The organism is Candidatus Desulfofervidus auxilii (genome assembly GCA_030262725.1).
Lineage (GTDB): Bacteria > Desulfobacterota > Desulfofervidia > Desulfofervidales > Desulfofervidaceae > JAJSZS01.
Genome location: JAJSZS010000003.1, coordinates 21,616 through 45,752, shown reverse-complemented (window position 1 = coordinate 45,752; position 24,137 = coordinate 21,616). Strand labels below are relative to the sequence as shown.

The window sequence follows — 24,137 nt, the reverse complement described above, 5'->3', positions numbered from 1 at the left end:
GAGGGTCTATGCGTTTTTCTGAAATATTTTTGCCTACCTTAAAAGAATCTCCAAGTGAAGCAGAGATTGCTAGTCATCGATTGATGCTTAGAGCAGGTATGATTCGGAAATTGACTTCAGGCATTTATTCTTATTTACCTTTTGGTTTGCGTGCCATTCGTAAAATAGAAAATATTGTGCGTGAAGAGATGAATCGAATTGGTGCTCAAGAGCTTTTATTACCATTGGTGCAACCTGCTGAGCTATGGCAGGAGACAGGTCGTTGGGAAAGATATGGAAAGGAGCTTTTGCGTTTTAAAGACAGACATAATCGCAATTTTTGTCTTGGTCCAACACATGAAGAAGTAATTACGGATCTAGTTCGTCATGAAGTACGTTCTTATCGAGATTTACCTCTAAATCTTTATCAAATTCAAATAAAATTTAGGGATGAAATTCGCCCTAGATTTGGCATTATACGTGGAAGAGAATTTATTATGAAAGATGGCTATAGCTTTGATGTGGATGATGCCAGTGCTGAAAAGACTTATTGGCAAATGTATGAAACTTATAATCGAATCTTTTCTCGCTGTGGTTTAGTGTTTCGGGCAGTAGAGGCTGAAACAGGTGCTATTGGTGGGAGCTTTTCTCATGAATACATGGTATTAGCAGATGTGGGTGAAGATGCTATTGTTTTTTGTAAAAAATGCAAATTTGCAGCAAATGTGGAAAAAGCTGAAGTAGTTATAAATGATACTTTATCCTCTGAAACACCAAAACCTAAAGAGGAAGTATTTACTCCAGGCAAACATACAGTAAAAGAGGTAACAGCCTTTCTTGGTGTTCCTCCAAAAAAATTGGTTAAGACCATTATTTATCTTGCAGATAATAAACCAATAGCTGTGCTTGTACGTGGTGACCATGAAGTTAATGAGATTAAACTTAGCCATTTAATTGGTTGCAATGAACTTACTTTAGCACCACCAGAAATAATAAAAGAATTAACTGGAGCAGAAGTAGGATTTGCAGGTCCAATAGGGCTTAACATACCTATCTTGGCTGATCAGAGTATAAAAGGAATGGTTAATTTTGTTACTGGTGCAAATAAAACAGATTATCATTTTATCAATGTAAATTTAGATGACTTTCCTATAACTCAATTTGCTGACCTTCGTTTTATCACACCATCTGATAAATGCCCTCGCTGCGGTGGTGAATTAGAGTTTAAAAGGGGTATAGAAGTAGGTCATATTTTTAAATTAGGTACAAAATATAGCGAGGCTTTAAGGGCTACATATCTAGATGCAAAAGGAAAAGAAAGATATATTGTAATGGGATGTTATGGAATAGGAATTGGTCGCACTTTAGCCGCAGCTATTGAACAAAATCATGACAAAGATGGTATTATTTTCCCTCTTCCATTAGCTCCTTTTCAGATTTATCTTTTACCAGTAGATGTGAAAAAAACAGAAATAAGAGAAATAGCTGAAAAACTTTATAAAAGGCTTTCTGTTTCTTGGGAAGTGATTTATGATGATAGGGAAGAAAGAGCAGGAGTAAAATTTAAAGATGCTGATTTGATTGGTATTCCTTTAAGGATTACTATTGGGCAGGCATTGAAAAAAGGAAAGGTAGAGATAAGAATAAGAAAGACAAAGGAAACAATTTTTATTTCTTTATCAGAAATAGAGGAAAAGATTGAAAAACTAATAAAAAGTCTATGATTAGAATAGAAAACATTATTGACCAAATATTAAGTTATAATCCCAAAGCAGACATTGCTTTAATAAGAAAAGCTTATATTTATTCAGCCAAGGTTCATAAAGGACAAACACGTCTTTCAGGTGAACCATATCTCTCTCATCCTTTAGCAGTAGCAGCTATTTTAGCTAAGATGCGTTTAGATGTTGTTACTGTTGCTTGTGGGCTTTTACATGATACGGTTGAAGATACTGAAGCAACTATAGATGATATTAGAGAACAATTTGGAGATGAAATTGCACTTATTATTGATGGGCTAACAAAGTTAAGCAAACTTACTTTTTCTTCTAGAGAAGAAAGACAAGCAGAAAATATTCGCAAGATGATACTTGCTATGGCTCAAGATATTCGAGTTATTTTAGTAAAACTTGCTGATCGTTTACACAATCTTCGTACTTTAGGTTATATGACACCTGAAAAACAACATTTAATTGCTCAAGAAACACTTGAAATTTATGCCCCTTTAGCAGCACGTCTAGGTATAGGATGGTTAAAAACAGAATTAGAAGACCTTTCTCTTTATTATCTTGAACCACAAGTATATCAGCAGATTGCTCAAGGTATTGCTCGTAGAAAAAGTGAAGAAAAAAAATATATTCAGGAAATAAAATCTATTTTAGAAAAAAAACTTGAGGAATTTGGGATAAAAGGTCGAGTAGAGGGAAGACATAAAAGCATTTATAGCATTTATCTCAAAATGAAAAGGCAACAAATTGATTTAAATCAAATTTATGATTTGGTTGCTTTTAGGATTATTGTTACAACCGTAAAAGAATGTTATGAAGCATTAGGTATGGTACATTCTCTTTGGAAACCTATTCCTGGCAGATTTAAGGATTATATTGCTATGCCTAAACCCAATATGTATCAAAGTCTTCATACTACTGTAATTGGCCCTTATGGTGGACGTATTGAAATCCAAATTCGTACAGAAGAGATGCATCGGATTGCAGAAGAAGGTATTGCTGCTCATTGGCGGTACAAAGAAGGAAATAAAGCAGATGAAAAAGAAATAGAACGTTTTGCTTGGTTAAGGCAAATCCTTGAATGGCAAAGGGAATTAAAAGATCCCAGGGAGTTTTTACGAGCAATAAAAACTGATTTATTTCCAAATGAAATTTATGTTTTTACTCCAAAAGGGGACATAAAGGTATTGCCAGTTGGTGCAACAGCAGTTGATTTTGCTTATTGTATTCATACAGAAGTAGGTCATCACTGTGTTGGAGCTAAAGTAAATGGTCGACTTGTTCCTCTTCGTTATAGACTTAATACTGGAGATGTTGTAGAAATTATTACTTCACCTAAACAACATCCTAGAAAAGACTGGTTGAAATTTGTAAAAACACCACGAGCTAGAAGTCGTATTAATCATTATTTACGTACCTTAGAACGAGAGCAGGGATTGATTTTAGGGAAAGAAATGTGTGAAAAGGCATTTAAAAAAGCTGGTCTTGATTTTCAGACTTGTTATAATAGTCCTGAATTTACCAAGATAGCTAAACAGCTTTCTTTTAAAACACCTGAAGATCTCCTTCTTGCAATTAGTTATGGAAAGGTTTCTTTAAAACAAGTAATCAACCGTTTTCTTCCTGCTCCATCTAAAAAAGAGCAACAAAAAGAAACTGCCTCAACAGATAAAAAATCTCCTTTAGGAATAAAAGTTAAAGGAGTAGAAGATATTTTAATAAAAATAGCAAGATGTTGTTCTCCTATACCAGGAGATGAAATTATAGGTTATATTACTAGAGGTCATGGTATAACTGTTCATCGCAAAGATTGTCCTAATCTTTGGCAAATTGATCCAGAACGCTTAGTAGAAGTTGTATGGGAGGAGAAAATTAATGAAGTATATCCTGTAAGAATTCAAATATGGTGTCAAGATAGAGTAGGCATTCTTGCAGAAATTACTGCTGCTATTGCAAAAGCAGAAGCAAATATTGTAGCTTCTGAGACAAAAAGCACTTTGGATCACAGAGCTATATGTTCTTTTGTTATAGAAGTGAAAAATAATGCTCATCTCCAAGAAATAATTAGTGCACTTCAAGCCATTGATGCTGTTGAGGAAGTAAAGCGTTTGGGAGTTTAAAATACTCTAACACCTGGCTTTATCACTTTTCCTGCTTTAAGACATTTGGTGCAAACTCTGATACGTTTTACCCTACCATTTACTATTGCTCTTACTTTTTGCAAATTAGGAAGCCATCTTCTTTTTGTTCTATTATTAGCATGACTAACTTTATGTCCTACTGAAGGTTGTTTTCCACAGATTTCACATCTTCTACTCATCATTTTCCTCCTTTTTAAATTCACCTGGTTGTACACCAATAACCTTATATCCATTCTTCAATAACATAGCCGTAGTTACTCCTATACCTCTTACAAGACCTTCTTTAGTATGAATAAAATTTACTCCACAAGATGGACTTCTTTCTTTTAAATAACAAATTTTTACTTTAAACAACTCTGCCATTTCTAAGGTTTTTTTTGCTCCTTTTAAAAAATTAAAAGTCACATCCTGTCCTATTTCATTGATTACTCTTGCCTTTAATTTTAGTACATCTGCACCTGTTCCACCAACAATTATTGCTGGTTGTCTAGGTGTAGAAAGATCTCCCAATTGTTCTGGACAGACAGGCAAAAATGGTTTGTTTTTTAACATTTCTAAAAGTTCAGGACAAATAGCATTACTACCATCATATCGGCATTTTAAACCTATTAAACAAGCACTAACCAAAATCATACAAACTCCACTATTGATTCATTTTCCTTTCTTTCTAAAATTTCACCAATAATATAAGGTGTTTCTTTTAATCCTCTGAGTCTGTCCATAACTTCATCACAATATTTTGCATTTACTACTAAAATGAGTCCAATACCACAATTAAAAGTACGTATCATTTCTTCTTCTTTTATTTTACCTGTTTGTTGAATAATTTGAAAGATAGGTGGTATCTTCCAACTTCCTTTTTTAATAACAGCTTTACAGCCCTTTGGTAAAATACGACTTAAATTTTCTGGTATTCCTCCACCAGTGATATGTGCCATACCAGCAATGCGAAAATCTTTTAATATATTCAAAATTGCTGGCACATAAATTCGAGTGGGTTTTAATAATTCCTCACCCAATGTACATTGGCAACTTTCTAGATATTTATCTAATGGCCATTTTAATTGCTCAAAAAAGAGCTTACGGACCAAAGAATAACCATTACTATGTAGACCAGAGGAAGCCAATCCTATAATCTGATGACCAACAGAGATTTCTGATCCATCTATAATCTTTCCTCTATCTACTATGCCAATAACAAAACCAGCTAAGTCATATTCACCTGGTTTATAAAAATCAGGCATTTCTGCCATTTCTCCTCCAACGATTGCGCAATCAGCTTGAGCACATCCTTCAACAATGCCTTCCATTATTTGTTCAATTTTTTCTGGAGATAAATGACCAGTAGCAATGTAGTCTAAGAAAAACAGAGGTGTAGCACCATGAACAATGATATCATTAACACACATGGCTACCAAATCAATGCCAACAGTATTATGCTTATCAAGCATAAAGGCAATTTTTAACTTTGTTCCTACACCATCTGTTGAAGATACTAAAACAGGATCCTTATATCTTTCTTTATCAAATGCAAAAAAAGCAGCAAAATGACCTATGTCAGAAAGAACGCTGGTTCTATGTGTTTTTCTTACCAATTTTTTTATGCGATTTATTGCTTCACTAGCCCTTTTTAGACTAACTCCTGCTTTCTCGTAGGTGAGTTCTTCCTCCATAATCACCCTCAATCAACTTTATTGCTTCTTTTAAATTTATTTTACCTGTATAAAGGGCTCGCCCAACAATTATTCCTGCTAGCCCTTTTTTTTGCAGATGTAAAAGCCTTTTTATATCTTCAATAGATGATATGCCTCCTGCTACATACACAGGAATATCTAATTCTTTTAAGAATGATTTTAAACCTTCAAGGTTTACACCTGTTTCCATTCCATCTCTTAAAATATCAGTGTAATTTATACCTGCTATACCTAATTCTTGAGCTTTTTTTGCTAAATCAAATGGACTTTCTTTTGTAACCTTTTTCCAACCTTCAATAGCAATTTTTCCATCTTTAACATCTATGGCTAAAAGGATATGTCCAGCAAATTCTTGACAGATTTTTTTAAAATTTTCTTCATCTTTTAATGCCAAAGTACCTATAATAACCCAACTTATTCCAGCATCTAAGTAAGCTTTAATATCTTCTTTGCTACGAATACCACCACCTACTTGTATAGGAATAGAAACTGCTTTAGCAATTTTTTTAATTATTTCATAATGAATTGGATGTTTCAAAAATGCTCCATCCAAATCAATTACATGAAGTCTTTTTGCTCCTTGTTTTTCCCAATATTTAGCAATTTCTATAGGATTTTCATGAAAAATAGTTTCTGTCCCTTCTTCACCACGGCGCAATCTTACACACTTCCCATCCTTTAAATCAATTGCTGGGATAATGATCATCTATAACACTCCTTTTGAAGAGGGAATGATGTCAGGATGAAATAAGCTTACTGCCTCCTTTAATGCACGGGCAAATGCCTTAAAAATAGCTTCTATACAATGATGTTTGTTTTCACCATAAAGCAGATGAATATGCAAATTCATTTTAGCCTCATTACTCATAGCACGAAAAAATTCCTTTACTAACTCCAAATCAAATTGTCCTACTTGTCCACTAAGTGATTTTCCTTTATAAAAAAAGAAAGGGCGACCAGAAAGGTCAATAAAAACCTGTGCTAGGGCTTCATCCATAGGTATTGCAGCTTGTCCAAAACGATTAATCCCCTTTTTATCTCCTAAAGCTTTTTTTAAAGCTATACCTAAACAAAGACCTAAATCTTCAGTAGTATGATGAGCATCTACTTCTAAATCACCTTTTACTTCAAGATTTAAATCAAAAAAACCATGTGTGCAAAAAAGAGTAAGCATGTGATCAAGGAAGGCAATACCTGTTGTACCTTTTAGATTTCCTTTACCATCTATATTTAAAAAAAGAGAAATTTTTGTCTCTTTTGTTTCCCGCTTCACCTCAGCCGTTCTCATATTTTCTCCAAAAAGAAAAAATGGTGGAGATGAGGGGAATTGAACCCCTGACCTCCTGCATGCGAGGCAGGCGCTCTCCCAACTGAGCTACATCCCCACCCCCATTTTTATAGCATTTCTTTTTTTTGTGTCAAGCTACAAACTATTTTCTTGACAATCTTTTGAAATAACTTTATTCAAAGGTAAGATGCACGAAGATTTTTAGACTTATCAGATCACGATATAAGGCAAATTTTGTTGAAAGCCAGGGTTCCTAACTATAAGAATATTTCATCCATCCATATATATCATAATCACAGGAAAACTCGTGATAATTTGAAATAGACTTCTCCTCTCCACCCCTCACCACATACACCAAACATCCCACAATAGCAATAATTACACCAACGATACCGAAAATGAGCGTCGGAGTTTCAAACATTTCCGTTCTTCCTTATACCCTACTTTCTTTATGCCTTTGAGAAAGCTTTTTTATGTTTTTTTCTCCGTACCACACGAGCCAGACAAAGAAACAAGCAAGAATGATTATTTCTACTATGTCTTTAACCATTATATTTACCCCGCAGTTTTTCCAAACTTTCAATTACTGCCTTTTACTTTAAGCCATAATACAAAGTGTCAAAAAAGTCGAGAAGATGTATGTCACTTAAGGATATCTATAAACCATCTAAGGTACATTACTATTCCAATTATCAAAGTAGATGAAGGTTTAAGAGAATTATTATGCATAGAGAGAATTCCTCAAGTGATGCCTTTTATAGCTGGTTAAGACGGATGGGCGAAGGAGAAGGATTAAAGGGTTTAGGGTAGCCAAAAACTTGGAGTTTATAAAATACTGTGAAAGGCAAATCCCTAAAGGCAAAAGGATAGGATATTTAAGGGCAGATGCGGCATCATATCAAGCAGAGATATTTAATTATTGTGAACAAAAGAGGATAAAATATGCCATAGGTGCTCATATAGATAGAGCAGTCAAAGAAGCGATTTTGTCTATAAAAGAAGATGGATGGAGACCATACGAAAATAGACATATTGCCGAGACACTACATTGTGTGGAAAAGACAAAGAGAGCATTTAGGCTAATTGTGGTAAGAAGACCATATCAGCAAAGGCTATTTGGTGAAAACAAATTGATTTAAAGGAAAGATATAAAGTGATAGCAACAAACCTTGATTTTGAGCCAGAGCAAGTAGTCAAATGGTATGATGCTAGGTAGTTTTGTTATATTGAAAAAACAGTGCAATTATTTTTTCTAAGGCAGAAGAGTGTCTTAAGTGGGTCTTAAAGGAGCATTTTTTGCCTAATTTAAGGGAATTGTTATAAAACATTTACTTCGTAGGGGATAATTCTGGTGTTCTTTCTTAATTTTTTTCATTTCTTTATTAAAAATATCCTTCTCTAAAATTCAATCGCGGATTTTGGACATTTATTCATTTATGCTATTTTAATATATGCTTTATCGATTTTTTAAATTATTTTATGGCCCATTAGCTTTTTTATATCGACCTTTAATCTCTCTTATTTTTGGTAAAAAGTGGATTATTTGGCAAATTAATGCTTTAAAATTTGCTCCTAAAGGACTTAGTTTAGAGATAGGAACCGCAGGTTGGCTATCAAAAATAGATGTTGCTATAGATTTGTCTTTTTCTATGTTGAAATATGCTAAGAAAAGCAAGACATATTTTATTCAGGCTAAGGCAGAAGCATTGCCTTTTAAAGAAAATAGTTTTTCATTAATATTTTCTGGTTTTCCTACAGCTTTTATTTTCAAATCAGAATTTTGGGATGAGATAAAACGGGTATTAAAAAAAGAAGGTAAATTTATTTGTTTACCTTGGGTAAAAATGCCCTACGGCAGTTTATATTACTATATACAAAAAATTATTTATGGTAAGGAAGAATTTGATTTTACTCCTCTTATTTCTCTTGCAAAAAAAAGAGGGTTTAAAGTGGAGATAAATGCAATTACTGATTCATTTAAAAATACTATTTATGTTCTTGTTGCCCATCTTTTTACTAACTCTTCTAATTCTTCTTCTTTTAAGACTTCCTCTATCCAGATTTCTAAAAATCTGCTCCTTAAGGAAGGAGAAAGTACATTTCTTGAAGCATGAATTTTAGGTGGATTTATAGCTAAAAATAACCTAAAATTAGGATGGGCTCTGTGAATCTTTCCCTCTTCATCAATAATATAGCCAAAATCAATTAATGTATTCAAATACTCAGAAAGGGGATTTAAATTTGCTTCATCGATTAACAACCAACTTCCCTCTTCAATTGCTCTAAAAAGCAATCCTTTTTTATAATACCATTTTCCTGTTTTATCCTGCATATATCCACCTAGAAGTTCCTCCAATCCTGTATCTGAAGAAAGGTTTACATAAAAAAGATTGGTTTTCTTTTCTCTTGCAAGATAACGAATAAGTGTAGTTTTTCCAGAAGCAGGCATACCAACCAATAAAACAGGCTCAGCTTGAATTATTGCTGAAACAATTTGAGAAAGAAGAACTTTTTGTGAATATGTAGGAATAATTTCTGCCTCTTTTTTAGGAATAAATTCATCTCCATTTGTTACTTGAATCTTTTCAATTTTTAAATCAAGATTTTCTTTTTGTTCTTCTATAATTTCTTTTAATTTTAATCCTTTTGCTCTAAAGCCAAAATGGGCATCTAAAGAAGCAATAAGTGCATCTCTTTCTGTTTTATTTCTTATCCTAGCCAAATAAACAATATAGAGCTCAAGGAATAAATCTTTAAGAGAATTTAAGTCTTTATTTTTTAATCTTTTTCCAAGTCTTAAAATATCTCTTAAAGAATAAATATAAGGGTCTTTTTCTTCTTTACCAATTAAACGGGCTTGGGATTGTTTCTCTACAGTTTTATGAAATCTAGCTATTAAAAGGGAAAGAGATGCTGGGATTTGAAATAAACTGCTCAATATTTCAGCAATCTCTGATTCAGAGAGTTCTTTTTGATAATAAATCTTCCAACGAGATAAGAATACTTCTGAAAGGCGCTGTCTTTGACTATAGCTTTCTGGATTGGCTGTAGCAAAAAGACGAAAATCAGGATGAGGTATGATTTCTTTTTGCTGTCCATTTTCAGAATAAAAGAATTTACCAGTAGTAAGATAGTCATTTAATATTTCTATTACATCTGAGGAAGCAAGATTTATTTCCTCAAGAACAAGCCATTTTCCCTCTTTAACTGCCTTTAAAATGATACCATCTTGCCAAATGAATTTTCCTTCTTTATCTGGCTTTATACCTCCAATAAGTTCAAATTTAGAAGAATATGGATTTAAAGTATAAGAAATGTGTTCATAACCTAAAAGATTTGCAAGCCATTTAATAAGAAAACTTTTACCAGTAGAAGTTGGACCTAATAACAGAACAGGATGGTTTAAAAGATAGCCTAAAGAAATGGTTTTTAATATTTCAAAAGAACTTTCAGTAAATACACAGACAGGGAGTGGAAAGGAATTTTTCCTTTCTAATTCAAGACAACCTATTCTTACTTTTTCTTGAGTTATTTCTATTTCTGAAGAAAGACTTCCTTTTAAAGGAGAAGAAAGTTTTTGCTCTAAAAGCAATTCTATTTTAGCTAATGCTATATCAAGCTTTTCTTTTTTATCTTTAACTATATTTTTAATAACATTTCCTAAAACTTTTGATACTGCTTGAATTATATCTATATCTTTTGCTTCAATCATTCTTTCAAGCTCTCTTAAATATTGCCTTTCCCCTTGTGCAATAAGATGGGCATAAGTATTCACAAGAACAGTAGCTGCAGCCTTTTTTGTATACCACTCCCCACTTAGCATCTCTTCTAAATCTTCCAAATATTCTTTATGTCCTTTTAAAATTAAACTAGAATAAACACTAGCTAAGGAAGAGGCTGCGGCTATACGGATATAAAGGTCTTCATGAAATAACATATTTTCTAATTTTTCTAATTGAGGAATCCTTCCATCTTCAATAAGCTTTATATAAACTGTAGCCAAAGAAGATATAGTTACAATATTTACGTAAAAATCATCTCCTTCAAGCATCCTTTCAAGTTTTGGCAAATATTGCATTTCACCTTTTTGTATAAGAAAGGAATAAATATTTGCTAAAGAGATAGAAACAACTCTAGCAAGTAACCAATTTTCTTTATAAAGCATTTTTTCCAATCTTTTCAGACCACTCTTATCACCTTTCTCAATAAACTTCAAATATACATTAGCTATGGCTTCAGCAGCTGCTTTGCGTACCGAACCATGTCTATCTTTAAAAAGGGCTTCAAGTTTTTCAAGAGGAGGTTTTTTCCCTCTTTTTACTAATTCTCCATAAAGACGTCCAAGGACATTTGCAGTACTTAATCGTATACGCCAATCATCAGCAGAAAGCATAATTTCTAAATTAGATAATTCTGGTTCTTTCCCTATTTGAATAAGAGCTAAATAGATTTTTCCCAAAGCTCGCACAACAACATCTTTTAATCCTCCATAACGGCTTTTAAGTAATTCTTCAAGTCTTCCAAAATCAATATACTTTCCTTTTTTAATAAGGGCAGTATAAATAGGGGCTAAAGTATTAACAGCCATTATTTGCCATGTAATTTCACTATTTTCTATTATACATTCTATCTCTTTTAAATCTGGTATTTTCCCTCTATTAATTTCCTCTAAATATACTATTTCAAGCGCTTTATAAGCTGCTTGAGCAATATCTTGATTTTTATTTTTACTCATCTCTTTTAAAAGACTTATGTATTTACTTTTTCCATTAACTATTAAATGGGCATAAACAGAGGCAATAATAGGGGCAACAACAGCTTGGATATGTAAATCCTCTTTTTGCATTAATCTTTCTAGATTAGAAAGATAATTGATTTTCCCATTTTTAATAAAACTGGCATAAATCTCTGCTAATGCTAATGCTGCCATTCTACGGCTTAACCAATCTTCTCTTAAATTATCTTCAATTTCTTCTAAAATTAATTCTCTTATATCTGTGGCATTCAAAACTTCAAAAGCTATTTTTAAGGCAGGAATAGCTATTGATTTATCCTTATGGCTAATAAGTCGTGTAAGGAGATAAAATACTTCTTTTAAATCCGAATCATGAGTTGATTCAGCGATAATCTTTATTAAATCTCCAAGATTCTCAGGAATAACATTATTTGATTGAATTTTAAAATCATCTCTTTTCAAATCAATGTCTTTAATAAATGGATGATTTAAAATATTTTGTATAATTTTTTCCTCTTCAATAGTTTGTGTAAATCCATATTTTAAAGCCTCAATTAATGCCTTTTTAGGTTCAATTTTATTTAAAAGAATCCCCAGTGCTTCAGAAGCCCTTTTAAGATGCCTTAAATTAAAATTAAAATTTTCCTTTAAAGAAAGATAAACACTAGTTAAAATATTATTGACATTCAAATACAATCCTTTCCTCTAAAACTTTGGCTAAAGTTTTTGGCAATTCTTTTATTTCCTTTACTAAAATAGGTAATTGATACCTTTTTAACACACTACTAGCCCTTTCTCCTAAGCCAATGCCAACAACTGTTATATCTTTTTTAAAAGCCTCTTCTTGCAACTCTGCAAAACTTTTTCCTGTCCGATTAATATTTCCCTCTCCATCACTAATCATAATAATAAGTTTAATAATATCTTCTGGTGCTTCAAGTATAAGTTTTATAGCAAGAGCAAGGGCATCAGCATCTGCTGTAAGCCCAGATGGAATATACATAGAAACTTCTTCAAAAAGATTTTCTCTTTCAGCCCTACTAAGACCTTTCCCAAATTCCTTGTGGACAATTACTGTTTCAGAAAAACCAATAACTGCATAATCTATATTAAGTTGTTCTAAACTTTCTATAAAAAGTAAAAGACCAGCTAAAGCTGCACTTCTTTTTGGCTCTGACATAGAACCAGATTCATCTAATACCAAAGCAATTCTATGTTCTCTTTCTGTTGGTAATTTACGTCTTAAAAATACAGCCAAATCATCCTTTTCTAATGGAATCTTTTCCTGTATCTTCCTAGATTGATTCATAACCTTTCTTAAATCAGGTCTTTGACCAGATTTAAAATATCCCTGATAGCGAAGTCTTCGATTTTTTAAAAAATAATTTTCTAAAACACCTGTAAGATGCTGAATAATATTTCCTATTTGATTATAAAATTGCTCATAAGGACAAATAGATTGTCTGCATTTTTCTAATCTTTTAGTTTCTTTAATAAAATCTTTAAATGTTAATTCTGAAAAGGATTGTGGTAAAGATGTTGAAGGAATGCCTATTTGTCTTTCTATATTTCCTTCATCTGGTCTTTGGATTTTAGGAGAAAGTTTTTCTGCTAACTCCTTTGCCTTTTCTTCTATAAAACCAATTGCCTGACCATATAAATCCTTTTGAGAAATATTCCCACCTGATTCTATTTGATTTTCTTTTAATGCCTTAGATACATTTTCAATGCTTTCTTTGATAAGTTTTTTATATTCTTCAAATATATATTGCTTTATCAGTTGTACTGCTTTATATCCAGAGACAAATCTTTCCTTTTCACCAGCATCTTTTTTTGGAAGGCAATTAAAAATTTCATCAAAATAAGAAAAAGTCTTTTTTAATGCTTGTTTTGCTTTTTGATTTATAATAATTGGCAGTTTTTTAAAACGCCAATAATATATGACTCCTAAAATATATTCTAAATAAGGATATAATATATAAGGATGAAGATCAGGCACTTTAATCTCTTTTTGCAAACTTTTAAGATATTGAGATGTTGTTAAATCTTCTGGTACAAGCTCATCATAAATAATGCCTAAATAATAATTTGCACCTGGAAATAAAGAGATCATCCAATTGTTTGCTCTTGCATCTTCAAAAACACTTAAAAGCAATTTAAAAGAATTTTTAGAATAAAAAAGTTTAAATTCTTCTTTTCTTAAATCAATGCGGGTTATTTGTCTGTGTCCTGCTTCATGAATGGAAAAACCTATTACCTGTTCAGGAGAATAATTAAGTAAGAACTCTTCTGGAAAGGTAATTTCATTCTTTTCAAAATCATAAGACCACCATTTCCCAGCCTTTATTTTTAAACCTATATCATCTCCTAGGGCTGTAGAGATTATTTTTATAAGTTCAAGTAAATGTTCTTTAGACATTTTTTAAAAATTATCACGAAATATGCTTAGTAGCAAGTTGACTTCTTTTAATTGAAATGCTATTAACCGAGATATGTTAAAGTTCATGAGGCGTCATGCCAAATCTTGGATTATAAAAGCTGCCTTTGCAATTATTATCATTGTCTTTGTCTTTTGGGGTGTAGGTTCATTTCGTGCTCGTCGTGCTACTATCCTTGCCTATGTTAATGGTGAACCTATTTATTATAAAGAATTTTACAATACTTATCGTCAAGTTTTAGAAAACTATAGAGCGCGCTTTAAGGAATTTGATGAAGAATGGATTAAAAAATTAAATTTAAAACAGACTGTTCTTGAACAATTAATTGAGAGAAAACTCATCTTACAAGCTGCAAAAAAAATGGGATTGATGGTATCAGATATGGAATTATGGGAAACAATTAGCAATTATAAGATTTTCCAAAAAGATGGAAAATTTGATCTTAAACGTTATCAAATGGTGCTATCACATTATCATTATACACCTGCAGAATTTGAGCAATCATTAAGAGAAGATTTAATCATTAAAAGAATAAGAGAAATTTTTAAAGATTTAGCTCAAGTTTCTGACCTTGAAGCTTATGAGACATATCGTTGGTTAAATCAAAAAATAAATTTAGAATTTATTGCTTTTGAGCCAAATCAGTTTATTAAAGAGATTAAGCCAAAAGAAACAGATTTAAAAAAATATTTTGAAGATCATAAAGAAAGATATGAAATCCCTCGCAAATTAAAGCTTGTATATCTTAAGATTTCTTCTAAAGAATTTTTAGAAAAAATAAATTTGACTGATGAAGAAATAGAAAAATATTATGAGGCAAATAAAGATATATTCTATGAGCCTAAAAAAGTCTGTGCCAGACACATTCTTTTTCGTGTAGCATCTGATGCACCTAAAGAAAAAGTGGAAAAGGTTAAAAAGAAAGCAGAAGAAGTTTTGTCTAAGTTAAAAAAAGGAGAAGATTTTGTCAAATTAGCTAAAGAATATTCAGAGGATAAGGCAACGGCAAAAAGGGGAGGAGACCTTGGTTGTTTTCCTAAAGGAGTAATGGTTAAGTCATTTGAAGATGCTGTTTTTTCTTTAAAAAAAGGAGAAATTTCTGAGCCTATAAGAACAAAGTTGGGTTTTCATATTGTCAAAGTATATGATATTAAAGAAGAAAGAACAAAGCCTTTAAAAGAAGTTAAAAAGCATATTATTATGGTTTTGAAAAAAGAAAAGGCAAAAGAAATGGCTTTTAATACAGCAAATCGCATTTATGCTGAAGCTATCTTGGAAAATGATTTAAGAAAAGCAGCTAAAAAATATAAAAAAACTATTCAAGAAACAGATTTTTTTAGTGAAAAAGATTGGCCTTTACAGATTCCGCACAATTTAAAAGATCAAATACTTTCTCTTAAAAAGGGAGGAATATCATCTCCATTAAAATCAAAAGAAAGCTATTTTTTAATACAATTAAAAGATGAAAAACCTAAACATTTTCCTACATTTGATGAGGTTAAAGAAAAAGTAAAAGAAGATTTTATAAAAGAAGAAGCAAGAAGAAAAGCAAAGGAAAAGGCTGAAAAAACTTTAAATGCTTTAAAAAAAGGAGAAAAAATAAAATTAAAATGGACAGAAACAGGATTTTTTTCTCCTGATGAGCCTATTCCAAAAATTGGTTTTTATTTAAAACAAAAAGAATTATTTTTCCTAGATAAAAATCAACCTTATTTTAATGATATAGCTGAAATAGGGAATAAATTTTATCTTTTTAAACTTAAATCACGTAAAAAAGTCAATAAAGCAGATTATGAGAAAGAAAAGGAAGAATTTAAAAAGAGACTTTTAATTCGCCGGCAAATAGCTCTATTTCAAGCTTGGGTAAGACAGCTTCGAGAAAAAGCAGAGATAAAAATAAGGAAAGAGATGTTATAAAGCTCTTTGTCAAATTCTTTAAGTTATGGTAAAAACGAAATATGATTTATTTAAAGGATGCTTTTTTTAAAAAAGCAAAAAAAGAAGGTTATTTTGCCAGATCCATTTATAAGCTTCAAGAAATAGATAAAAAATATCATATTTTTAAAAAACAAGATAAAGTATTGGACTTAGGTTCTTCACCTGGTTCATGGTTGCAATATATTGCTAAAATAGTAGGTAAAAAAGGTATAGTATTGGGTATTGATATCAATCCTATAAAATGGAGTAATCCTCCGCCTTATGTGCATTTTTGGCAAAGAGATGTATTTAATTGGAATTTTGAAGAAGCAAAAAAATTTGGTTTATTTGATGCAGTAGTAAGTGATATGGCTCCTTCTACTACAGGTATTAAAGATGTTGATGCATATCGTTCTTTCAAATTGGCAATGCGTGCTTTAGAAATTGCCATTAATCTTTTAAAACCAGGTGGACATTTTGTTTCAAAAATATTTGAAGGTAAAGAAATGAAGGATTTTTTGATGGAGTGTAAAAGGCATTTTTCTTTTGTCAAAATATATAAGCCTAAAAGCTCTCGTCAAGAAAGTCGTGAAATTTTTCTTATTAGTTTAAAAAAGAAATAAAGGAGGGATTTATATATGGCAGGTCATTCTAAATGGGCTCAGATAAAAAGAAAAAAAGCAGCTATGGATGTAAAAAGAGGAAAGATATTTACAAAATTGATGAGAGAGATAATGACAGCTGCTAGACTAGGTGGTGGTGATCCTAACAATAATCCTCGTTTACGTGCAGCTATAGAAGCAGCCAAAGCAGAAAATATGCCTAAAGAAAATATAGAAAGGGCTATAAAGAAAGGTACTGGTGAATTAGAAGGTACATATTATGAAGAAGTAACTTATGAGGGTTATGGGCCAAGTGGAATTGCCGTATTGATCTCAGCACTTACAGATAATCGCAACAGAACAGTAAGTGAAATCAGATACTTATTTAATAAATTTGGTGGAAATCTTGGTGAGACAGGATGTGTTTCTTGGATGTTTGAAAAAAAGGGTGTGATTGCATTTGATAAGGATAAAGTAGATGAAGATAAACTAATGGAGATAGCTATAGAAGCAGGTGCTGAGGATGTAAAAAGTGAAGAAGATGAATATGAAGTTATTACTGCACCTGAAGATTTTGAAAAAGTGAAACAAGCATTTGATGAGGCTCAATTAAAATATGAGAGGGCTGAGATTACTATGGTTTGCCAAAATATTGTTAAAATTACTGATAGGCAACAAGCAGAACGTATTTTGCGATTTATGGAAACATTAGAAGAGCATGATGATGTGCAAAAAGTATACACTAACTTTGATATTCCAGAAGAAATTATGGAGGCTGAAGCTGCTTAATGAGAGTTGTAGGTATGGATTTAGGCTCTTATCAAAGCGGATATGGTATAGTTGAAAAAAATGGTCATAATATCTTTTGTATAACATTTGGTGAGATTAATTTGCCTCGATATAAACCTTTGCAAAAACGACTTTATATTTTTTATGAGAAAATGGAAGAAATAATAAAAAGTTATAATCCTGATGAAGTAGCTATTGAGGATTTATATTTATCTTTGAATGTAAAAACCGCTTTTACCTTAGGTCAAATTAGAGGAGTAGCTACACTTTTAGCAGAAAGATTTGGTTTACCTGTATTTGCTTATTCTCCTTTAGAGGTGAAAAAGGCTGTAGTAGGTTATGGTTTAGCTCAAAAAGAGCAAGTAAAAGCAATGATAAAACGTCTTTTAAATTTAAAAGAATTACCAACTCAAAATGCTGCTGATGCCCTTGCAGTAGCATTGTGTCATTTAAATTATCTACGCATATGATTGGTTATTTGGAGGGCACTTTATTATTTAAACTTCCTTATTATATTATTATCTTAGTTAATGGAGTAGGCTATCAAGTGGAAGTGCCTTTAAGTACATTTTCTGAATTACCTGAAAAAGGCGAAAATATAAAGCTTTATATTCATACTTATTCTAAAGATAATGTTTTAAAACTTTATGGTTTTTCTTCTTTAGAAGAAAAGGAGCTTTTTTCTACTTTGATTGAAATTTCAGGGATTGGGCCAAAGTTGGCATTAAATATCCTTTCTCGAATAACCCCTTCTGAATTTTCTGAAATTATAAACAATGGGGACTTAAGACGTCTTAAAGCTATTCCAGGTATTGGTCAAAAAGCAGCCCAAAGAATTTGGCTAGAATTAAAAGATAAACATAAGGTCTTGCCTAAAGTAATACCTACAGAAAAGAAAAAAGAAGAAGCTTTGAAAGAAGATGCTATTTCTGCTTTAATAAATCTTGGTTATCAAAGGCAAGAGGCTTTAAAAGCAGTAGAAAAAGCATTAAATAAGTTTTCACAATTGCCAAGGCTTGAAGATTTAATTAAAGAAACACTGAGGCAACTCTAATGACATATCGATTGCTTGACCCTTTTAATAAAGAAGAAAAAGAAGAGATTGGATTACGTCCACAATCTTTAGAAGAATTTTTGGGACAGGATAGTTTAAAGGCAAAATTAAAAATATTTATTGAAGCTGCTAAAGAAAGGGGAGAGGCTCTTGACCATGTGCTGCTTCATGGTTTACCTGGGCTTGGAAAGACTACCCTTGCCTATCTCATTTCTAAAGAATTAAATGTTAATCTTAAGGCTACATCAGGGCCTGTTCTAGAAAGACCAGGTGATTTAGCAGCTATTTTGACAAACCTCAATCCTAGAGATGTGCTTTTTATTGATGAAATTCATCGTTTACACCCTGTTGTAGAAGAAATCCTCTATCCTGCTATGGAAGACTTTAAAATTGACCTAGTTATTGGTCAAGGCCCAAATGCCAGAACAATAAAAATAGACTTACCCAAATTTACACTTATTGGTGCTACTACTCGTACAGGTCTTTTAACTTCTCCTTTAAGAGACAGATTTGGTGTTATTCTTTATATAGATTTTTATAAACCAGAAGATTTAAAGAAAATTGTTCTTCAAGCTGCTAAACGTTTAAATATAAAAATAGATCCAGAAGGTGCAGAAGAAATTGCCAGACGTGCTCGAGGCACTCCTAGAGTAGCTTTAAGGCTTTTAAAGCGAGTAAGAGATTTTGCTCAAATAAAGGCAGATGGTATTATTACAGCAGAGATTGCTGATCAAGCATTAGCTATGCTTGAAATTGATAAATGTGGTTTAGACAGCTTGGATAGAAAAATTTTATTAACTATTATTGAAAAATTTAATGGAGGCCCTGTTGGTATTGAAGCATTAGCAGCCGCTATTGGTGAGGGAAAAGATACTATTGTTGAAGTCTATGAACCTTATTTAGTACAAAATGGTTATCTCCAACGCACACCTAGAGGACGTATAGCCACTCCTTTAGCCTATAAACATCTCGGTAAAGAAATAAGAACACAATCAAGGTTATTTTAGGTTGATCTTTATGAATTAGATTTTTTTATTTCATTAATTTCCTTTTTCTTTTATTCCCTGCTTTTTCAAATTTTTTAAAATATTTTTTGTCTTCTACTGGCAAGTCAGCTGTTTTAACAAAATGGTAACTTATCATCCAAACCTGCAATAATCTTTAAAGTAAGACTTTTTCCTGCCCCACTTGACCCTAAGATAAAACTATAACTATGTTTTGGTATCTCAAAAGCTATATCTAAGCAAAAATTAGGTAATGTTTTTTTAAAATTAACGGAAAGCATGGCGTTTTGAAAAATATAAAAGTACAAAGAAAATTATTAATGAAAAAAATACTACTAAAACAGTAACAGGATGTGCAGCTTTAAGGCCATATTGTTCAAACCTTTCATACATAATAATTGGTGCTGTTTTAGGAAAATAGGCAAGAATAAGCAGTGCCCCTACTTCACTTATTGCCCTTGCAAAGGCAAGGATAGCTCCTTTAATTATAGCAGGCAATGCTAAGGGAAAAGTGATATGCCAGAATGTGTAAAATGCAGTTGCTCCTAAAGTTCTTGAGACCATTTCTAACTCTCTATCAACACTTTCAAAGCCTATTAAGGCAGAGGTAATGATATAAGAAATGCTTACAAAAGCCATTGCTATAACAATTCCATAAATTGTATCTATAAAGCTTAAATTAAAATAAGAAAAAAAATGTCCCCAAAAACTTTTCTCACTAAGTAAAGAGATTAAGATAATACCTACAGCAACATGAGGGATTACAACTGGCAAACTGGCTATACTTTCTAAGATTTTTTTCCCCTTAAAATCATATCGACTTAAAATATAAGCAAAGGGAATGCCAGTTAAGCATCCAAAAAATGTAGATAAACTTGCTCCAATAAAAGAGGTAAAAATAGCCTGCCATACTTCACGATCATAAATCGCCTTTATAAATTCATTAACTGTAAGAGAAATAAAAAGATGCATAATGGGAAAGACAATAAAAATCACACAGAAAATAGCTAAAAAGAAATAAAAGAGCCTTATCATTTATATCTGATTTCTTTAGTTGGGAATATAGGTATCTGAAAACACTCTTTTAAAATCTTTATTCCATCATTTCCTGTAACAAACATCTCCCATAATCTTGCCTCTTCAGGATGAATGGCATTTTTTAAAACAGTTATGCCATAGATAATAGGTTTTGCCTTTATAATAATACCTGTTTTTAATTTTATCCTTACTTTTGCATAGAAATCTTTATAAGAGAAATCACCAAGATTAATTTCCTTTGGTAAATCTATATAAAAAAGTTTATGTTGCTTTGCTACACTTTTATACTCAAATGCATAATCAATTGCTCCACTTTCAAGAAGGCCAATTAATTCTACTGACTTAGAGCGAATAAAAATGCCTTTTTTTGTCTGTAAATCCTTTTTTAATTCAATAAAAATATTATTTTGGTCACTTTTATAAATAATAGGAAAATTTTTTAATAAAGAAATAAATAAATCTGGTTTTTTATAATAAATGGAGGCCAAGGCTATAGTCATAAGGGTACGATAGCCACAGGGATCGTCATTAGGGTTAGAAAAACCCCATTTTACATCTGGTTTAGATAAAATTTTATACCAGTTTTTGCTATTTATCTTTTCCTTACACCGAGACTTTCCTGTATAACAGAGAACAATCTCATTTCTTGCAAAAAGCTTAACATAATCAGCATAATAGGGAAACATCATTTTAGGAATAATTTCATAATCAGCCACCGCTATCACATCACATGCTTTGCCTAAATCTGTTACTTTTCTTACTGCCTGCACACTACCACTTGCTTCACGCCTTACATCAATTTGAGGATATTTATTTTCAAAAACAGACTCTAATTTGGCAAAAGGTACAGATAAGCTTCCTGCATGAAATACTTTTAACTTAATCTTTCCGCCAGCATATAGCACATTAGAAAAGCAAAAAATTAAAAAAACAACCAAAATACATTTTTGACGCATAGCCATTTCCTTCAATTTGATTATTCTGCAAAACAATTATTTTTTTGTCAATTAATGTTGGCTCTGATCTTTCAAAAATTGGGTTACGGTGTGATAATAAACCGCTCAAAGTAGAAATCGAATAGAGAAAGATCAATAAATTTGATTTTCACAACTGAACTAATTTATAAAAAACTTCCCCATTTTAAAGCATTTACAGGAATGGCCAAATTAATATCTTTATTAGCTAAGATTAATTCAATACCTTTTTTAACAAAAGGCAAAAAGAGTAAGATAATTTGAGTAACTTTAGGTTCTATTTCTTTCAGTCGAGGGAAAAAATATCGCTTTGGTACAGCTATATCTGCCATTACCAATTTTATCGCTTCTAATGCCTCTGTTGGTGGTAAAATTACAGGATGGGCATTAGGAACAGGTTGAGAAAAATAAACATAGTCTGGTTGGTTTAGTGTAAGAGTTTTGGCTATTTTTAAAAATTGATGAGGATTAAGTTTAAAGGCAGGGATATAAAAATAAAAAGGAATTTTTCGGTGTTTACTTTTTATCACTTTCGACAAATTTGCAAAACGAATCAAGTCTGCATAGGTATGTAAAGAAAGAGCAGAAGCAGTAGCACGAATTTGCCAAAAAGGTAGGTAAAATATATCTTTTCCTTCAGTTTTAGCCACCTTATAGTGCAAAGGAACAAATTTGTTTTTTAAAACTCCCCAACCTCGGTTACAATTGGGGCAGAATACTGCCCACGCTTCTTTATCGCAAGGGATGTCCCAGCCACAATGGGGACAAATAAGGGGCAGAAATTGCCATGCAGGCAATCTAGTAACCTTCTTTTTTTTGAATTGTTCCCATTCTTTTAAGGTTAAATCCCCAATATTTTGCCTAGACAGTCCATCTTTTAAAATAATTTTTTGTCTGCTTTCCTCAATAAAAATAGGGAAATAAATAAGACTCCATACCTCACCAATAAAAGAGTGAAAAATAACTGTAACAGAAGGATGTTCTTCATTCCCCAAAATTGCTAGAATGTTTTGTTTATAATTACAAGACATTTTGCTATGAGAAAGACGAAATGCATTACTTTTTGAGCGTGTTTTTATTTTTTGTAATGCTTCTTTAAAACTAAGCTGAGGTGATAAAAAAATTCCTCTTTTTACATCTGCAAATTCGAGGTTTATTGCCTGAGGACGTATACCTAAAGAAGTAAAACCTAGAGGGAAATCCAGAGCAATAGTGGTTTTGTCAATTACTTTGGCTTCTATTTTAGAAGGCATTTTACAAACAAAGCTCATTCCTTTGATGCGCCAGAAGGGAATAAAAAGAATTTCATCTTTATGCTTTTTTGGTGGTAAAAGATAACACTGAAAACCCTTAGGTAGTAAATAAAGTCTTGTCTTACAATACTCACAATGAAGCACTCGTTGCGTTTCAGTAAGAGAGACCGGAGCTCCACATTGAGGACAGCGTGTTTGAATATGCCATGTTTGCATTACTTTAATTTTTCACCACAGAAATTACAAAAGATGGCTTCTGGTAAATTTTCAGCTCCACAATGAGGACACTTAATGGAATGAGGTTTTGAAGCAACAGGAGCACCACAACGGGGGCAGAAAACAGCTTTAGGAGGTAAATTTTTACCACAATGTTGACATTTATGAATAATAACTAACTGATGTCCACAAAAAGGGCAAAACCTAGCATCCTGAGGTACAGGCTGATGACATTCAGGGCAATTAGGTGAAGTGGTCTGTGTTTTACCCTGTATTGCTCCCATCAAAAAACCCGGAAGCATTAATCCCAACCCTAGCCCAAGACCTCCTTCTGCGGTTCCTCCAGCTTCAGCAGCGGCTTCCATTGCCATTCCTGCTTTCATTTTTATAAATCTATCCAAATCTCCCAATACAGCCAAACGTCCTCTGTCATCAATGGCTTGTTGTACTTCAGGAGGTGGGGTAATAGAATTGATATAAAGCCCAGCTAGGCGGATTCCATAACGTGAGAAATCCTCTTTTAATCTTTCCTGCAATCCTTGTGACAATTCGTCATACCTGCTTGGTAAATTTAGAATTGTATCTAGTTTTTCACCTAAATAGTCATTAAAGCGAGAAACAATTACTCGACTGAGATAATTTTCTATTTCCTCGGTAGTGTAGACTCCTTGAGTGCCTACTAAACTATTGATAAACAAGACTGGTTGGGATATCTGAATGTTGAATATACCAAAGGTACGAAGACGCACAAGCCCAAGTTCTGTGTCTTTGAAAGCAACAGGTTCTCTTGTTCCCCATTTCAGGTTAGTAAAAACTTTCATATTGACAAAATAAACTTCTGCCCGAAAGGGACTTGTAAACCCCCAGGGCAGGCTTAACACTTTAGTTAAGATAGGGATATTCTTTGTGGATAAAGTATGACGCCCAGGACCGATGGCGTCATAAGCACGCCCATTATAGTAAAAGACAGCAACTTGATTGTCTCGCACAATTAACTGAGCGCCAAGCTTAATTTCCCCTGATCCTTCTTCTGGAATCCGGTGAACAATTTCTTTGCCTGTAGGATCAAACCACTCAATTACCTCTAAGAAAAATACGTTGTTTTTCCCCATAGTTATCCTCTGAAAACTTTTCTAAAAAATAGCATGTCAAATATTTAAAATCAAGAAAAATTAACCAAGAGGTCTAGTTTTATACGTCCTTAACTTTTTAGCTACCCGTTTTTAAACCTTTATCCAACAGCAAGCTAAGACAATAAATGATTTAACATATAGATTGACCATCTAAA

Annotated in this window: 21 protein-coding genes, 1 tRNA gene and 1 pseudogene; 10 read left to right on the top strand and 13 right to left on the bottom strand. The window is 32.3% G+C overall.

The window, feature by feature from the left end:
* Positions 1 to 8: 8 nt before the first annotated feature.
* Together LWW95_02560 and LWW95_02555 are read left to right on the top strand one after the other, a co-directional pair.
* Positions 9 to 1,703 (top strand): proline--tRNA ligase, encoded by a 1,695-nt coding sequence (locus LWW95_02560; protein ID MDL1955924.1) that lies wholly within the window; start codon positions 9 to 11, stop codon positions 1,701 to 1,703.
* Positions 1,700 to 3,826, top strand: coding sequence for a bifunctional (p)ppGpp synthetase/guanosine-3',5'-bis(diphosphate) 3'-pyrophosphohydrolase (locus tag LWW95_02555; protein MDL1955923.1), 2,127 nt, complete (start codon positions 1,700 to 1,702; stop codon positions 3,824 to 3,826). Before LWW95_02560 ends, LWW95_02555 begins: the two co-directional genes overlap by 4 nt.
* On the opposite strand, the gene rpmB is transcribed toward LWW95_02555, so the two are convergent.
* The 6 genes from rpmB to LWW95_02525 form a co-directional block, all read right to left on the bottom strand.
* A complete protein-coding gene (gene rpmB / locus LWW95_02550) occupies positions 3,823 to 4,026 on the bottom strand; it encodes a 50S ribosomal protein L28 (protein MDL1955922.1) in 204 nt (67 codons plus the stop codon). The genes LWW95_02555 and rpmB overlap by 4 nt on opposite strands.
* The gene (locus LWW95_02545) at positions 4,019 to 4,480 is read right to left on the bottom strand and encodes a DUF523 domain-containing protein (GenBank protein MDL1955921.1); all 462 of its coding nucleotides are present in this window, start codon (positions 4,478 to 4,480) and stop codon (positions 4,019 to 4,021) included. The genes rpmB and LWW95_02545 overlap by 8 nt, the downstream gene beginning before the upstream one ends.
* On the bottom strand, positions 4,477 to 5,523 hold the full coding sequence (gene purM / locus LWW95_02540) for a phosphoribosylformylglycinamidine cyclo-ligase (protein MDL1955920.1): 1,047 nt from the start codon (positions 5,521 to 5,523) through the stop codon (positions 4,477 to 4,479). Before purM ends, LWW95_02545 begins: the two co-directional genes overlap by 4 nt.
* Positions 5,483 to 6,247: a 1-(5-phosphoribosyl)-5-[(5-phosphoribosylamino)methylideneamino]imidazole-4-carboxamide isomerase gene (hisA, locus tag LWW95_02535; GenBank protein ID MDL1955919.1), complete on the bottom strand. Its 765-nt coding sequence runs from the start codon at positions 6,245 to 6,247 to the stop codon at positions 5,483 to 5,485. Before hisA ends, purM begins: the two co-directional genes overlap by 41 nt.
* Positions 6,248 to 6,829 carry an imidazoleglycerol-phosphate dehydratase HisB gene (gene hisB / locus LWW95_02530; protein ID MDL1955918.1) on the bottom strand — a complete coding sequence of 194 codons (582 nt, stop codon included), beginning with the start codon at positions 6,827 to 6,829 and terminating at the stop codon, positions 6,248 to 6,250.
* Positions 6,830 to 6,850: 21 nt separating this feature from the next.
* Positions 6,851 to 6,926, bottom strand: a tRNA-Ala gene (locus LWW95_02525).
* 721 nt (positions 6,927 to 7,647) lie between these two features.
* Between LWW95_02525 and LWW95_02520 the strand changes: the two genes are divergently transcribed.
* Positions 7,648 to 7,968 (top strand): hypothetical protein, encoded by a 321-nt coding sequence (locus LWW95_02520; GenBank protein MDL1955917.1) that lies wholly within the window; start codon positions 7,648 to 7,650, stop codon positions 7,966 to 7,968.
* Positions 7,969 to 8,280: 312 nt separating this feature from the next.
* Complete coding sequence (locus LWW95_02515) at positions 8,281 to 8,943, top strand: class I SAM-dependent methyltransferase (protein ID MDL1955916.1); 663 nt, start codon at positions 8,281 to 8,283, stop codon at positions 8,941 to 8,943.
* A gap of 14 nt (positions 8,944 to 8,957) precedes the next feature.
* On the opposite strand, the pseudogene LWW95_02510 reads toward LWW95_02515, so the two are convergent.
* Positions 8,958 to 10,541: pseudogene (locus LWW95_02510) on the bottom strand (AAA family ATPase).
* Positions 10,542 to 12,240: 1,699 nt separating this feature from the next.
* Positions 12,241 to 13,983, bottom strand: coding sequence for a VWA domain-containing protein (locus LWW95_02505; GenBank protein MDL1955915.1), 1,743 nt, complete (start codon positions 13,981 to 13,983; stop codon positions 12,241 to 12,243).
* A gap of 73 nt (positions 13,984 to 14,056) precedes the next feature.
* Here LWW95_02505 and LWW95_02500 point away from each other — a divergent pair, with 73 nt between their 5' ends.
* Genes LWW95_02500 through ruvB form a run of 6 tightly spaced genes read left to right on the top strand, consistent with a single transcriptional unit; the run spans position 14,057 to position 19,371 of the window.
* A complete protein-coding gene (locus tag LWW95_02500) occupies positions 14,057 to 15,919 on the top strand; it encodes a SurA N-terminal domain-containing protein (GenBank protein MDL1955914.1) in 1,863 nt (620 codons plus the stop codon).
* A gap of 41 nt (positions 15,920 to 15,960) precedes the next feature.
* Positions 15,961 to 16,542 (top strand): RlmE family RNA methyltransferase, encoded by a 582-nt coding sequence (locus LWW95_02495; protein ID MDL1955913.1) that lies wholly within the window; start codon positions 15,961 to 15,963, stop codon positions 16,540 to 16,542.
* A 15-nt stretch (positions 16,543 to 16,557) separates the two neighbouring features.
* Entirely contained in the window at positions 16,558 to 17,310 is a 753-nt protein-coding gene (locus LWW95_02490; GenBank protein ID MDL1955912.1) for a YebC/PmpR family DNA-binding transcriptional regulator, read from the top strand.
* Positions 17,310 to 17,780, top strand: a complete 471-nt coding sequence (ruvC, locus tag LWW95_02485; protein MDL1955911.1) for a crossover junction endodeoxyribonuclease RuvC — start codon at positions 17,310 to 17,312, stop codon at positions 17,778 to 17,780. The genes LWW95_02490 and ruvC overlap by 1 nt, the downstream gene beginning before the upstream one ends.
* The gene (ruvA, locus tag LWW95_02480) at positions 17,777 to 18,364 is read left to right on the top strand and encodes a Holliday junction branch migration protein RuvA (GenBank protein MDL1955910.1); all 588 of its coding nucleotides are present in this window, start codon (positions 17,777 to 17,779) and stop codon (positions 18,362 to 18,364) included. Before ruvC ends, ruvA begins: the two co-directional genes overlap by 4 nt.
* Positions 18,364 to 19,371: a Holliday junction branch migration DNA helicase RuvB gene (gene ruvB / locus LWW95_02475; protein ID MDL1955909.1), complete on the top strand. Its 1,008-nt coding sequence runs from the start codon at positions 18,364 to 18,366 to the stop codon at positions 19,369 to 19,371. Before ruvA ends, ruvB begins: the two co-directional genes overlap by 1 nt.
* A 113-nt stretch (positions 19,372 to 19,484) precedes the next feature.
* Here ruvB and LWW95_02470 read toward each other — a convergent pair whose 3' ends face one another.
* From LWW95_02470 to LWW95_02450, 5 genes are all read right to left on the bottom strand, one after another.
* Entirely contained in the window at positions 19,485 to 19,649 is a 165-nt protein-coding gene (locus LWW95_02470; GenBank protein ID MDL1955908.1) for an ATP-binding cassette domain-containing protein, read from the bottom strand.
* Entirely contained in the window at positions 19,636 to 20,403 is a 768-nt protein-coding gene (locus LWW95_02465; GenBank protein MDL1955907.1) for an ABC transporter permease, read from the bottom strand. Before LWW95_02465 ends, LWW95_02470 begins: the two co-directional genes overlap by 14 nt.
* A complete protein-coding gene (gene wtpA / locus LWW95_02460) occupies positions 20,400 to 21,368 on the bottom strand; it encodes a tungstate ABC transporter substrate-binding protein WtpA (GenBank protein MDL1955906.1) in 969 nt (322 codons plus the stop codon). Before wtpA ends, LWW95_02465 begins: the two co-directional genes overlap by 4 nt.
* Before the next feature lie 158 nt (positions 21,369 to 21,526).
* On the bottom strand, positions 21,527 to 22,849 hold the full coding sequence (locus tag LWW95_02455) for a hypothetical protein (GenBank protein MDL1955905.1): 1,323 nt from the start codon (positions 22,847 to 22,849) through the stop codon (positions 21,527 to 21,529).
* Positions 22,849 to 23,961, bottom strand: coding sequence for an SPFH domain-containing protein (locus tag LWW95_02450; GenBank protein MDL1955904.1), 1,113 nt, complete (start codon positions 23,959 to 23,961; stop codon positions 22,849 to 22,851). Before LWW95_02450 ends, LWW95_02455 begins: the two co-directional genes overlap by 1 nt.
* Positions 23,962 to 24,137: the final 176 nt, after the last annotated feature.

Coding starts and splice junctions, on each gene's coding strand:
- rpmB (MDL1955922.1), bottom strand. CDS start 4,026: ATGAGTAGAAGATGTGAAATCTGTGGAAAACAACCTTCAGTAGGACAT.
- LWW95_02455 (MDL1955905.1), bottom strand. CDS start 22,849: ATGCAAACATGGCATATTCAAACACGCTGTCCTCAATGTGGAGCTCCG.
- wtpA (MDL1955906.1), bottom strand. CDS start 21,368: ATGGCTATGCGTCAAAAATGTATTTTGGTTGTTTTTTTAATTTTTTGC.
- LWW95_02515 (MDL1955916.1), top strand. CDS start 8,281: ATGCTTTATCGATTTTTTAAATTATTTTATGGCCCATTAGCTTTTTTA.
- LWW95_02490 (MDL1955912.1), top strand. CDS start 16,558: ATGGCAGGTCATTCTAAATGGGCTCAGATAAAAAGAAAAAAAGCAGCT.
- LWW95_02470 (MDL1955908.1), bottom strand. CDS start 19,649: ATGCTTTCCGTTAATTTTAAAAAAACATTACCTAATTTTTGCTTAGAT.
- hisB (MDL1955918.1), bottom strand. CDS start 6,829: ATGAGAACGGCTGAGGTGAAGCGGGAAACAAAAGAGACAAAAATTTCT.
- LWW95_02450 (MDL1955904.1), bottom strand. CDS start 23,961: ATGGGGAAAAACAACGTATTTTTCTTAGAGGTAATTGAGTGGTTTGAT.
- LWW95_02560 (MDL1955924.1), top strand. CDS start 9: ATGCGTTTTTCTGAAATATTTTTGCCTACCTTAAAAGAATCTCCAAGT.
- ruvB (MDL1955909.1), top strand. CDS start 18,364: ATGACATATCGATTGCTTGACCCTTTTAATAAAGAAGAAAAAGAAGAG.
- LWW95_02465 (MDL1955907.1), bottom strand. CDS start 20,403: ATGATAAGGCTCTTTTATTTCTTTTTAGCTATTTTCTGTGTGATTTTT.
- LWW95_02500 (MDL1955914.1), top strand. CDS start 14,057: ATGTTAAAGTTCATGAGGCGTCATGCCAAATCTTGGATTATAAAAGCT.
- ruvC (MDL1955911.1), top strand. CDS start 17,310: ATGAGAGTTGTAGGTATGGATTTAGGCTCTTATCAAAGCGGATATGGT.
- LWW95_02505 (MDL1955915.1), bottom strand. CDS start 13,983: ATGTCTAAAGAACATTTACTTGAACTTATAAAAATAATCTCTACAGCC.
- ruvA (MDL1955910.1), top strand. CDS start 17,777: ATGATTGGTTATTTGGAGGGCACTTTATTATTTAAACTTCCTTATTAT.
- LWW95_02495 (MDL1955913.1), top strand. CDS start 15,961: ATGATTTATTTAAAGGATGCTTTTTTTAAAAAAGCAAAAAAAGAAGGT.
- LWW95_02545 (MDL1955921.1), bottom strand. CDS start 4,480: ATGATTTTGGTTAGTGCTTGTTTAATAGGTTTAAAATGCCGATATGAT.
- LWW95_02555 (MDL1955923.1), top strand. CDS start 1,700: ATGATTAGAATAGAAAACATTATTGACCAAATATTAAGTTATAATCCC.
- hisA (MDL1955919.1), bottom strand. CDS start 6,247: ATGATCATTATCCCAGCAATTGATTTAAAGGATGGGAAGTGTGTAAGA.